11 protein-coding genes are annotated in these 12432 nt (G+C 45.0%); 6 read left to right on the top strand and 5 right to left on the bottom strand.

The genetic code is table 11. The features are described from left to right. Positions 1 to 136: 136 nt before the first annotated feature. Complete coding sequence (locus ATB76_RS08555; RefSeq protein ID WP_038864910.1) at positions 137 to 736, top strand: LysM-like peptidoglycan-binding domain-containing protein; 600 nt, start codon at positions 137 to 139, stop codon at positions 734 to 736. Between the two features lie 112 nt (positions 737 to 848). Here ATB76_RS08555 and ATB76_RS08550 read toward each other — a convergent pair whose 3' ends face one another. Further along, entirely contained in the window at positions 849 to 1685 is an 837-nt protein-coding gene (locus tag ATB76_RS08550; RefSeq protein ID WP_042599795.1) for a DMT family transporter, read from the bottom strand. Continuing rightward, complete coding sequence (locus tag ATB76_RS08545; protein WP_039974663.1) at positions 1686 to 2138, bottom strand: GNAT family N-acetyltransferase; 453 nt, start codon at positions 2136 to 2138, stop codon at positions 1686 to 1688. Between the two features lie 146 nt (positions 2139 to 2284). Between ATB76_RS08545 and dbpA the strand changes: the two genes are divergently transcribed. After that, a complete protein-coding gene (gene dbpA, locus ATB76_RS08540; RefSeq protein WP_038864916.1) occupies positions 2285 to 3664 on the top strand; it encodes an ATP-dependent RNA helicase DbpA in 1380 nt (459 codons plus the stop codon). 63 nt (positions 3665 to 3727) lie between these two features. Here the strand turns inward: dbpA and ATB76_RS08535 are convergent, their stop codons facing one another. The 3 genes from ATB76_RS08535 to cpdB form a co-directional block, all read right to left on the bottom strand. Beyond that, the gene (locus ATB76_RS08535) at positions 3728 to 4075 is read right to left on the bottom strand and encodes a hypothetical protein (protein ID WP_042599794.1); all 348 of its coding nucleotides are present in this window, start codon (positions 4073 to 4075) and stop codon (positions 3728 to 3730) included. Between the two features lie 205 nt (positions 4076 to 4280). After that, entirely contained in the window at positions 4281 to 4856 is a 576-nt protein-coding gene (locus ATB76_RS08530; RefSeq protein ID WP_038864920.1) for a Crp/Fnr family transcriptional regulator, read from the bottom strand. 86 nt (positions 4857 to 4942) lie between these two features. Continuing rightward, complete coding sequence (cpdB, locus tag ATB76_RS08525) at positions 4943 to 6907, bottom strand: 2',3'-cyclic-nucleotide 2'-phosphodiesterase (protein WP_042599793.1); 1965 nt, start codon at positions 6905 to 6907, stop codon at positions 4943 to 4945. A 275-nt stretch (positions 6908 to 7182) separates the two neighbouring features. Here cpdB and cobA point away from each other — a divergent pair, with 275 nt between their 5' ends. The 4 genes from cobA to ATB76_RS08505 all read left to right on the top strand — a co-directional run bounded on the left by cobA (position 7183) and on the right by ATB76_RS08505 (position 12408). After that, positions 7183 to 8058, top strand: coding sequence for a uroporphyrinogen-III C-methyltransferase (gene cobA / locus ATB76_RS08520; RefSeq protein ID WP_042599863.1), 876 nt, complete (start codon positions 7183 to 7185; stop codon positions 8056 to 8058). 59 nt (positions 8059 to 8117) lie between these two features. Further along, positions 8118 to 9026 carry a sulfate adenylyltransferase subunit CysD gene (gene cysD / locus ATB76_RS08515; protein WP_038864925.1) on the top strand — a complete coding sequence of 303 codons (909 nt, stop codon included), beginning with the start codon at positions 8118 to 8120 and terminating at the stop codon, positions 9024 to 9026. 18 nt (positions 9027 to 9044) lie between these two features. Then, positions 9045 to 10475 carry a sulfate adenylyltransferase subunit CysN gene (gene cysN, locus ATB76_RS08510; protein WP_038864927.1) on the top strand — a complete coding sequence of 477 codons (1431 nt, stop codon included), beginning with the start codon at positions 9045 to 9047 and terminating at the stop codon, positions 10473 to 10475. Positions 10476 to 10683: 208 nt separating this feature from the next. After that, on the top strand, positions 10684 to 12408 hold the full coding sequence (locus tag ATB76_RS08505; RefSeq protein ID WP_038864929.1) for an SLC13 family permease: 1725 nt from the start codon (positions 10684 to 10686) through the stop codon (positions 12406 to 12408). Positions 12409 to 12432 lie beyond the last annotated feature (24 nt).

Raw genomic sequence — 12432 nt, 5'->3', positions numbered from 1 at the left:
GGGTGTGACTTATCTCTTACTCCAAGTGAAATTTCTGCTAATTTACGCCAAATTACATTTTACTTTGGCGAAAAACATATACTCTCCGCGCTGGTATTTTTATACTGACACTAGAAGTATTAAGGGACTCATCAGAATGAATCGTCGCAGAAAGAAAAAGCAGCAAGTCGACCAAGTCGAGTTGATGAAGCAGAAATTCGCTGCTATCGACTGGAAGCAGCCTTTCAATAAAGAAAAGTGGCAAGAGCGAATGCAACCTGTCACCGAATTTTGGCATCGTCTTCCAAAGCTACATCAGCGAGCTTTAATGGTATTGGTACCTGTGGTGCTGGTACTTCTGATTATTCCAGTACCTAAAGATACTGAGCAGCTGATCGAGCCCCAAGCTGAGAAAGAGACTCAACGTGTGGCGATTCAACTTAACGCGCAAAGCTTGAGTGAGCAACGCTCTGCACAAAACGCAGAGCAAAAATCGGAACAGTGGAAAGAATACACGGTGAAAAATGGTGATACTCTTGCTCAAGTGTTCCGTAGTAATCAGCTTTCGATGGGCGATTTGAATGCCTTGGTAAAAATTGAAGGCAGCGACAAGCCGCTAAGTCGAATCAAGCAAGGACAATTAGTCCGCTTTAAGCTCGCCGATGATGGTAAACTAGACATGCTGCAACTAGAAAAAAGTGGTGAGTCGGTGATGTTTTTCCGTTTATCTGATGGCACATTCGGTCGCAATAAGTAACGTTAAAGAAGAACTCCTAGAAGGCGCGATGATTCGCGCCTTTTTTGTTTCTAACTACTCGTTGCTTGTTCTCTGCCATTTACTATCCTTTTGTCTTGTTCCTGTTAAGAGGTTAGTTCCTTTTCTTATTCCAAGGAAGAAGAGGCAATACGATCATCAAAATTCCCACTGCAGTGAGCCAGTCTGGAATCTCATCAAACCACCATATTCCAAAGAGTGTCACGAATACGAGCCCTGAGTATTCCGCCAAGGCAATCTCTCCGGCGGGGGCTTTTTGATATGCCAACACTGCCAGACCGTTATAGCTCAAAATACAGATCGCACTCGCGATTACCAACGTTAGTTCCTGCCAAGTCATAGGTTGCCAATAAACCCCAGCTAATAGCGTCGACACAGGCAGGGAGAATAAGGTTGTCCACCAAAGCGTCGTGACGACAGATTGTTCGCTAGGCAGTTTTCTTACCAATATATTGAACATCGCCAGCGTGGTTGCAGTACCGAGTGCAAACAACGCAGCCCAATGGAAGTGATTTGGCCGGAGTACCACTAAGACACCAAAGAAACCAAAACCAGTCAGTAATACTTTTCTTAATGGTGGATGTTCTTTGAGAAACAGTACTGACAGTGGCAACATTAGAATTGGTGCGGCGTAAAAGACGGCGTTGGCGGTTGCGAGGGGCAGGTAAGTAACTGCGACCATCATGCACCCGCTACCAATCAATATTAGGTGTGCTCGCAACAAAGTAATAGGAACTTGCTTGAGGATGCGTTTACTTGGGTTTTGTTTGAGGTAAAAAGGTAAGAGGATCAACAGTGAAGCCAATTGGCGCACAAACATGTATTGGAAGGGGGAAATTCCGCCTTCGATCAGTTTAACGGCAACATCGGAAAGTGATGCTGCCAAGTTACCGATAACCAGTAAGAATAGCGCCAAATGATGAGGTGACATTTAGTTTACTCGGCGCATATCCACATGAGGTATACCATCCTCAAGGTAGCTTTCAGAAATAACTTCAAAGCCATGAGTCGCATAGAAAGCCACCAGGTGTTCTTGTGCGCCGATATCTATCGTTTGACCTGCCCAAAGCAGTTGGCAACGTTGTAAGGCTTGCTCAAGTAGTTCATGTCCCAGACCTCCGCCTCGTGCACTTTGTTTCGTCACCACACGACCAATACTCACATTGTCGTAAGTGGTGCCTGCAGGTAATAAACGAGCACAAGCGACGAGTTCATCTCCGTTATAACCCAACAAGTGATAGACACCATCAAGCGTATCTTTGCCATCGAGCTCTGGGTAGGGACAAGTTTGCTCTACGACAAAGACATCCACACGCAAACGCAGCATTTCATACAGTTGAGTCGTGGTCAGTTGAGTAAAAGGGAGGGCTGTCCAGTTGATCATTTCCAGTATCCATTAATAAGCGAATGCAGCAGACTTTACGTCGTTTTCTGCTATTACTCATTAACAATGGTTAATTTTAACTGGTCTTCGTGACAAATCTGGCGATAATGTGCCCTCTTTTCCATCCCACCTGAGGATATTTCCCTGTGAGCAAACAAACTTTTGACCAAGTAGGGCTTAATCCAGCGCTACTAGAGACGCTTGAATCATTGAACTACACCCATATGACGCCAATTCAAGCGTTGAGCTTACCTGCGATTTTGAATCAGCGCGATGTGATTGGTCAGGGTAAAACAGGCTCAGGTAAAACAGCGGCATTTGGTCTCGGCGTATTATCAAACCTCAACGTAAAGCGTTTTCGCGTGCAGTCGTTGGTGCTATGCCCAACCCGTGAGTTGGCTGATCAGGTGGCGAAAGAGATCCGTACACTAGGTCGCGGTATTCACAACATTAAAGTTTTGACCTTGTGTGGCGGTATGCCAATGGGGCCTCAAATTGGTTCTCTAGAGCATGGTGCACACATCTTAGTAGGTACACCTGGACGTATCCTTGATCATCTAGATAAAGGCCGCATCAACCTTGAAGAGTTAAATACGCTCGTGTTGGATGAAGCGGATCGCATGCTCGATATGGGGTTCCAAGATGCGTTGGATGCGATCATTGATGCTGCGCCTAAACAGCGCCAAACTTTATTGTTTAGTGCGACATTCCCAGAAAAAATTGAGCAGATTGCTCAACGTATCATGCAATCGCCAGAAATGATTAAAGTGGAAGCGACACACGATACATCAAGCATCGCGCAATACTTTTACAAGGTCGAAGGTTCGGAAGCTCGCGATGAGGCGCTGGCTAACCTGTTACTGACTCACCAACCGGAATCAGCTGTTGTGTTCTGTAACACCAAAAAAGAAGTGCAGAACGTGACCGATGAGTTGCATCATAAAGGGTTCAGTGTAATTGACCTTCATGGTGACCTTGAACAGCGTGAGCGTGACCAAGCATTGGTTCAGTTTGCGAACAAGAGTGTTTCTATCCTGGTTGCAACCGATGTTGCCGCTCGTGGTCTTGATGTAGATAACCTTGATGCGGTATTTAACTTTGAATTGTCTCGTGATCCTGAGGTTCACGTGCACCGCATCGGGCGTACAGGTCGAGCGGGTAGTAAAGGCTTAGCATTTAGCTTCTTTGGTGAGAAAGATGGCTTACGCGTTGCTCGTATCGAAGAATACTTGGATATGGATGTGATGCCAGCAACATTGCCAGCAAAGTCAAACCAGCAACCATATCAGGCGAAAATGGTGACCATTAATATCGATGGTGGTAAGAAACAGAAAGTACGTGCTGGCGATATTCTCGGTTGCTTAACGGGCAAAGGCGGCATTACTGGTGCGCAAGTAGGTAAAATTCAATTGATGGCGATGCGTTCTTATGTGGCTGTTGAGAAGTCTGCCGCGAAGAAAGCATTGCAAACCATCAGCAACGGCAAGATGAAAGGTCGTCAATTTAGAGCTCGAATTCTGAAGTAGAGCGTTATTTTTAAAATAAAAGCGGCTACTTAGGTAGCCGTTTTTATTCGTTCTTCTTCTATGCTACAGCTTTAATCCTTCCATTACGGCCGTTGGTAGCTGTTGCTTAAAGTCGGCGATGAGTTCGACTTTGTCTTCTGATAATTCAAGTAGTTCACTACGAAGGTGGAACATACAGGTCCCAAATTTCTCGTCAAAGTTAGGCACCATAGAGGTTACGCCGGACGATGCGGCTTGTAGAGCAACTAAAGTCGGTTCAATGACGTGGCTTTGATACGTGTCGTCTTCCATAATGATGGTCGGAGAGAACCCTTGAATTTCCTCCATAACGGGTTCTACATGTGCAGTGATCAATGTTGCTGCTTTATTGTTGGCGGCATCACCAGCTGCTGCTTTTAGTTTTCCAAACATAATCCTCTTCCTTTATTCGTATTGGTTCACTCGCGTATAAAATCGGCGAGTGAGGTAAAAATATGGTTAAGGAGGGTGTGGTATATTTGGGTGTATATCTAGGTGGCAAATTTAATTTTTGCTTATACTTCAAAGTAATAGCTTTGCTTAGTAATAAGACTATGACTATTTGTGTTGATTGTTTTCTGTCAATATTATTTTAGTTTTACTTTTCGTGATGTATTTTTAATCGAGATTTAATACGACTCAAACTGATGGCTGTAATTCCCAAATAAGCCGCGATTTGACTATCAGTAATGCGCTGTTCTAAATCTGGATAGTGCTGGCAAAATAATTGGTAGCGCTCTTCTGGAGAGTAGAGCAACATAAAGCGTTCTTTGTTTTCTTTATGCATTAATTGAGCTTCGAGCAGCTTGAGGTAAATAGGGTGCTTCTCTGCTCGCCATTGATGTAGTACCTCTATGGGCAAGCAAAATAAATCACAAGGCGTTAGCGTTTCTAATAAATAAGGGGAAGGCTGGCTCTTAATGAGTCCCTCAAAACCAATCACCCAATCTTTTTCCCAGTAGAACTCTTTACTGAATTCCTTACCTTTGTCGGTCAGGTAACTCGCGTGGCATAACCCCGCTAAAACAAAGTAAATATGAGAGCTGAATTCACCTTGGTGGTTAAGAATATGACGTGTCGGAAGTTCGAGTTGCTGACCGTGTTCAATAAGTTGGTTCGCTTCGCTTTCGAGGAAGCCGTGATTGATTAGGTCAGAAAAAAGATCGTTGTGCATGTGATGACTCAGAAGCGGTTTTCTATATTCTAGCGGAACAAAAAAGCGGCTCACAAGAGCCGCTTAACATCATTGCCAAATAAGACTTATTTTTGGTTTAAGTCGATTTGGTAAATCGCAAAACCTACCTCGTCAGTTGCTACACGTTTCATCGGGTATTGTCCTTTTTCTTTGATGAATTGCGCGGCTTTGTCACTTGGTGACGTTTCAAAGCGAACATCGAGTTTGTTGTTTGATTTAATTGGCGCGAAAGACCAGTTGTTGTCTGCACTCGGTGTTACTTCCCCTTGCTCTTTACTAATGCGAGAGATGTATGCGGCAACCACAGAACGGTTCTCGTCTGGAGAATCAAATGCGATGAAGTCCGGGCCAGTACCAGGGAAGGTTGCACTGTAAGCGCGGTAGTTGTTGGTTGCGATGATGAAGTCTTGCTTCGGATCAACCGGTTTACCGTTGTAAGTCAGGTTCAAGATACGCTGTGAGTCAGGGTTAATCACTTTACAATCAGCATCGTATTTTGGAGGTTGAGTCACGTCGATCTGGTAACTAACACCATCGATCACGTCGAAGTTATACGTACGGAAACTATCCCAGTTGATCAAAGACTGAGGTTTAGTGCTATTCACATCAATATGGTTGAACTGACCAGCACTACACTCTAGCCACTCGTGTACTTCTTTACCTTTAACCTTCATTGCAACAAGCGTGTTCGGGTACAGATAAAGATCTGCGGCGTTACGGAAAGTCAGCTGACCAGACTCTACTTCAGTGAAACCGTTTGGATCGTCTTTGCGTCCACCTACTTTAAATGGTGCCGCTGCACTCAATACCGGAATGTCAGCAAGATCTGGGTCTCCTTGGATAAAGCGTTCCACGTAATCTTTCTGCGCTAGGTTGACGATTTGAATCGTTGGGTCATCTTGCACAAGTGCCAGGAAGCTGTACATTACGTCATTTGCTTTACCAATTGGTTGGTTAACAAACTCGCGCGTGCCTTTGTGGTCCTCTACCAATGCATCCACAATGCCTTTATCCGCTTTAGCCAGAGACTTCTTGTTTGTTTTGTCAAAGATAGGACGAGCTTCTGATTGACCCTCTACGACCTGCCACTTGCCGTCTTTCTCTTTCAGCATCAAGTCCATTACACCAACGTGGCTACCCCAGCGACCCGGCATCACAGCCGTTACGCCATTGATAGTACCTTTTGCGTTGTCAACGCCTTGTAGGTTGGCAAAGTCTCTACCCGGGAATACCGCATGAGAGTGACCAAACGCAATGGCATCAATGCCTTCTACTTCCGTTAAGTAGTAGACTGAGTTTTCTGCGCCTAACTTGTATGGGTCAGTGGAAATGCCAGAGTGAGGTATAGCAACAATCACGTCCGCGCCTGCTTTTTTCATCTCAGGGACCAGTTTTTTCGCTGTCTCTGTGATGTCTTTTGCAAAGACTTTGCCTTCTAGGTTGTTTTTGTCCCATACCATGATTTGTGGTGGTACGAAGCCAATGTAACCCACTTTGATTTCATGGCTTTGACCGTCGGTATCTTTGAACGTATGCGTTTTGATTAGATAAGGCTTGAAGTAGTGCTCGCCAGTCTTTTTGTCGAAAACATTCGCACTAATATAAGGGAAGTTCGCACCATCAATTGTTTTCTTCAGGAAGTCGAGACCGTAATTGAATTCATGGTTACCTATATTACCCACATCGTAGTTGAGTTGGTTCATTGCTTTGTAAACAGGGTGAACTTCGCCAGTCTTAATCCCTTTCGCTGCCATGTAATCGCCCATTGGGCTACCTTGAATCAAGTCTCCATTGTCGACTAAAACACTGTTCACTGCTTCTTCACGAGCTTGTTTAACCAGTGTTGCAGCGCGGCTTAAACCAATTTGTTGTGAAGGTTGGTCTTTGTAGTAATCATAATCCATCACATTGGTGTGAATATCGGTGGTTTCGATGATTCGAAGCTTGATGGTATCGGCCATTGCTGGGCCTGCAAGCGTCAACATACCGCTCAAAACTGCGACGGATACGGGATTAACTGCCATTTTCATGAGGTGCTCCAATTAAATGGGATAGAGGGGTCGTACAGCGTAATGTAACAAATATTAGTGCAAGCTCAGGCTAAGATGCAGAAAACTGTGAACATTAGGCAATTAAATGCGGAGGAATGTGTAAAATTGATGCCTTTTTCACCATTTTGAATGAGACCTAACAAAAGCTTCTTAGCAGTTTTTTGAATAAAAAATGAAATTTTAGAATTTCCGGTAATATAAACCCACCGCCATAATGCCTTGCATAACGATATCAATGGATGATGAGCAAGCACATGGCAGTTAAAGATTCAGTAACGACTTTCCCAATCAATAGGCCTCGGCTGGTTTCGGATAACCAAGCTGCCGATCTTCCGCGTTTCAGCAAACAATCTCTTCAATCTGGTGAAGTCGCCCTTGTAGGTGCAGGTCCGGGTGACCCTGAACTATTGACGTTAAAAGCACTTAACTGCCTGCAACAAGCTGAAGTCATACTTTACGATTATCTGGTTTCTGACGAGATCATGGCGCTAATTCCAAGCGAAACCATTTTGGTTTGCGTGGGTAAACGTGCAGGTCATCACAGCGTGCCGCAAGAGAAGACCAATCAACTGTTGGTGGATTTTGCTAAGCAAGGTTACAAAGTGGTGCGCATTAAAGGTGGCGATCCATTTGTGTTCGGGCGTGGTGGCGAAGAGTTAGAAGTCTTGGCTGATGCGGGCGTGCGTTTTCAAGTTGTGCCAGGTATTACAGCTGCTGCGGGGGCGACGGCTTATGCTGGGATTCCATTGACTCATCGTGATTACGCGCAATCGGCCTTATTTGTTACCGGCCATCTCAAAGAAGAAAGTGACGATATGAATTGGTCGACACTTGCACGCGGTAATCAAACTTTAGTGATCTACATGGGTTTGATGAAATCACACTATATTCAGAATCAGCTCATCAAACATGGTAGGGCGGCCTCAACACCTATCGCCATCATTGAACGTGGCACTCAAATTCAACAAAAAGTTTTCTCGGGAGATTTATCCCAACTATCTGAATTATCTAAAAAAGCTCAGGCTCCTTCTTTGATCGTTGTCGGTGAAGTTGTGCGTCTGTCTCAAAAGTTGGACTGGTTTTTGTCTAGTACTGAAATCAACAAAAGTGCTATTGCCAGATCCATATAATTTCAGACCAAAGATTAGGGACGTAATGAGCCTTCAAGCTTAAAAAGGAAATACTAAACATGGACCAACAACGTTTAACTCACCTTAAACAACTCGAAGCGGAAAGTATTCATATTATCCGTGAAGTTGCTGCTGAGTTTGATAACCCAGTCATGATGTATTCGATTGGTAAAGACTCCTCAGTCATGCTGCATCTTGCACGCAAAGCCTTTTATCCGGGCAAAATTCCATTCCCTTTACTGCACGTAGACACGGATTGGAAGTTCCGCGAGATGATTGAGTTTCGTGATCGTACCGCAGAGAAATATGGCTTCGAGCTTTTGGTTCATAAGAACCCAGAAGGTCTTGCAATGGGGTGTAGCCCTTTTGTACACGGGTCTTCTAAGCATACAGATATCATGAAAACTCAAGGCCTTAAACAAGCTCTGAATAAGTACGGTTTTGATGCGGCATTCGGTGGAGCGCGTCGTGATGAAGAAAAATCTCGTGCTAAAGAGCGTGTTTATTCTTTCCGCGATAAGAACCATACCTGGGATCCTAAAAACCAGCGTCCTGAACTTTGGAAGACATACAACGGTCAGGTGAACAAAGGGGAAAGTATTCGCGTATTCCCGCTTTCAAACTGGACTGAGCTAGATATCTGGCAATACATCTATCTAGAGAACATTGAGATTGTCCCACTTTACCTTGCTGACAAGCGTCCAGTTGTTGAACGTGATGGCATGTTGATCATGGTGGACGATGAACGTATGGAGCTTCAACCTGGTGAAGTGATTGAAGAGAAGAGTGTTCGTTTCCGTACTCTTGGCTGTTACCCACTGACGGGGGCCATTGAATCTGAGGCAAATACGCTGACGGGCATTATTGAAGAGATGTTGGTGGCAACCTCAAGTGAACGTCAAGGGCGAGCGATCGACCACGATCAGTCTGGATCGATGGAACTTAAGAAACGCCAGGGTTACTTCTAAAGGATCTAAGGAAAGATAATGAACAGTGCAGTTGAAGCTCAATTAGCCGAGCTTGGAATTGAAGGCTATTTAACACAACACCAGTACAAGTCTCTGCTTAGATTCCTGACTTGTGGCTCGGTAGATGATGGTAAAAGTACGTTGATTGGACGTTTGCTCCATGACTCAAAACAAATTTATGAAGATCAATTAGCAGCGGTTCACTCAGACAGCCAACGAGTGGGTACGACAGGTGAGAAGCCTGATTTGGCATTACTAGTTGATGGACTGCAAGCTGAGCGTGAACAGGGCATCACCATTGATGTCGCTTACCGTTACTTCTCGACTCAGAAGCGTAAGTTCATCATTGCAGATACGCCGGGACACGAGCAGTACACGCGTAACATGGCAACTGGTGCATCGACCTGTGATCTTGCCGTGATCTTGGTTGATGCGCGTAAAGGTGTATTAGATCAGACTCGTCGTCACTCATTCATTTCTAATCTATTGGGTTTGAAGCACTTTATTGTTGCGATCAACAAGATGGATTTGGTGGATTACTCACAAGAACGTTTTGAAGAAATTCGCGACGAGTATTTAGAGTTTTCTGAGAACCTTGAAGGTGAAACGGACATTCAAATCATTCCAATCTCCGCATTGGAAGGCGATAACGTGGTAGACAAGGGGCAGAACCTGAGTTGGTTTGAAGGCCCGTCGCTACTAGAGTTGCTTGAGAATGTGGATGTTGACCAAGAGAAAGGCGCAGGTGATTTCCGTTTTCCTGTCCAGTATGTGAATCGCCCTAATCTCGACTTCCGTGGCTTCGCTGGCACGATTTCATCGGGCTCGGTGAAAGTTGGTGATGCCATTAAAGCACTGCCGTCTGGGAAAACATCGACCGTTGAACGTATTGTGACTTTTGATGGTGATGTACAAGAGGCGCAGGCTGGTTTAGCGGTAACTCTGACGCTCAACGATGAGATTGATATCAGTCGTGGCGATTTGATTGTGCTGGAAAACGCGCAAGTGGAATCGACAAACCACTTACTTGCTGATGTGGTATGGATGACAGAGCAACCTCTGCAACCGGGTCGTGACTATGACATTAAGATTGCCGGTAAGAAGACCGTTGGTCACGTTGAGGCGATTCGCCACCAATACGATATTAACAACCTTTCAACTCATAGCGCACCAGAGTTACCTCTCAATGGTATTGGCTTGTGTGAGTGGTCACTCAACGAATCCGTTGCGATTGATAACTATCAAGAATGTGCTGATACCGGTGGTTTCATCATCATCGACCGTCTGACTAACGTTACCGTTGGTGCTGGTATGGTGAAAGAGAGTCTCGCGGCAGTTGAGCGAGACTTAACCGATGTCTCTGCGTTTGAACTTGAGCTAAATGCACTGGTTCGTAAGCACTTCCCACATTGGGAAGCCAAAGACCTGAGCCAGTTACTGAAGAAGTAATGAGTTCATTGAGCCTGACCGAATTGCGAATGCAGTCAGGCTGATTTTCCCCCGAACCCAGAATGCTAGGAAGCCCAAGAAACCAAGCATTCTGGCGTTCTTTTTCGCTTGCTTTGCTTTTTATCTTGTGACTCATTTGTCACTCTGTGCAGCCAGTATGCACATGTCGTTGTTATGCCCGAATCGGGATTGTTGGTAAGGAAAGGCTATGTGGGAACAAGGATTTGTATTAGCGATATTGCTTGGCATTATCACTTGTTTACTTGTAACCAAACTGAAGCCGAGTTATGTGTTTGCTGGCGCTGCCTTTATTGCGTTTATGGCGGGCATGTTAGAGCTCAATACCATTGCGGCTAACTTTACTAACTCTTCTCTTCTGACGCTGGTCTTGTTGATTCTCGCATCGAGCGCATTAGAAAAAACCTTATTGATCAGTTGGGTAAGTCGCAGTATTTCAGAGGGCAATCTTGGTAGCGTGATTGCCAAGTTAGGCTTTTCTACCGCGTTGCTTTCTTCTTTTACTAATAATACCGCGGTTGTGGTGTCGTTAATTGGTGCGATCAAACGTAATCAGCAGCACGCACCCTCTAAGCTATTGATCCCGCTTTCTTATGCCGCGATTTTTGGTGGCACACTGACACTTATTGGCACCTCTACCAACTTAATAATCAACAGCTTTGTTGAGGATGCGGGCTTACCAAGTCTCAGCTTTTTTACACCGACCATGATTGGTTTAGCCGTGCTGGTTGGGGGCGTGCTTATTTTGATCCCGTTGAGTTATTTGTTGCCTAATTATGATGATCAAAGCCAAGAAGATTTACCTTATTTCTTAGAATCTCGAGTTGAGCCGGGCTCACCTTTGGTTGGGCGCACTATCACGGAAAATAATTTACGAGCATTAAGAAAGCTGTTCCTTGCCGAAGTCGTTCGTGATGGCGTGACCGTACCGTCAGTTGGGCCTGATTTTGTTCTCAACGCAAAAGACCGATTGTTGTTTTGTGGTGATGTTGAAAGCGTTGCTACGTTGCAAGAGATCCCTGGACTGACGCTCTTTGGTCATCAGCATCTCAATGGCCAAAACTTTATCGAGGTGGTAGTAAGCTCTTCAGCCACGTTCTGTCACAAAACATTGAAAGAGAGTCGATTTCGGGACCGATTCGATGCTGTAGTCGTGGCGATTCGCCGTGGTCATGAACGACTTGAAGGTGGTTTGGGTAACATTACCCTAGCGGCAGGAGATACGCTGGTTTTGGTACCCGGAAAGCGTTTTGAAACTGAACGTCGAGCCCATCGTAAAGAGTTTGTTCTGGTTAACGATTTGGATTCCAGCGCACGTTTGGATGCCAATAAATCGGCATTAGTGCTTATTGGCTTTTCCGCTGTGATTGCCTTTGCTCTATTGGAGTTGGTGCCAATTATTAAAGGTTTGGCGGTTTATCTTATTGCTCTGCTCGCGTTTGGTGTCATTCAGCTTTCTGAGCTGCGTCGTCGTTTCCCAATCGATATTGTGGTGATTGTTGGTTCTGCGTTATCTATCGCTCAACTGATGATTTCCTCTGGACTGTCCGTACGAATGGGCGACATGTTTATTGAAGCGTTCAATGGTTGGGGTGTGTTTGGTGCGCTGGTGGCAACCTACATCATGACCTTGGTATTGACTGAGCTTGTAACGAACAATGCGGCAGCGGCGCTGTCTTTCCCTATTGGCTATAGCATGGCGGTAGGTTATGGCGTTGACCCTATGCCTTTTATCATGGCGGTGTTATTTGGTGCTAGCGCAAGTTTTATTTCTCCTTACGGATACCAAACCAATTTGTTGGTGTACAGCGTAGGGAATTACAAATTGACCGATTATGTGCGAATTGGCGTGCCGATTTCCATCGTGTATTCAGTGTTAGTACTGACGCTGATTCCGGTCTTTTTTCCGTTTTAATCTGTAAATTTACAAGGATACGTT

Source organism: Vibrio sp. MOR3 (assembly GCF_001557775.1).
In the GTDB taxonomy this organism is placed as follows: Bacteria; Pseudomonadota; Gammaproteobacteria; order Enterobacterales; family Vibrionaceae; genus Vibrio; species Vibrio jasicida.
This window is presented reverse-complemented; position numbering and strand designations above follow the sequence as displayed.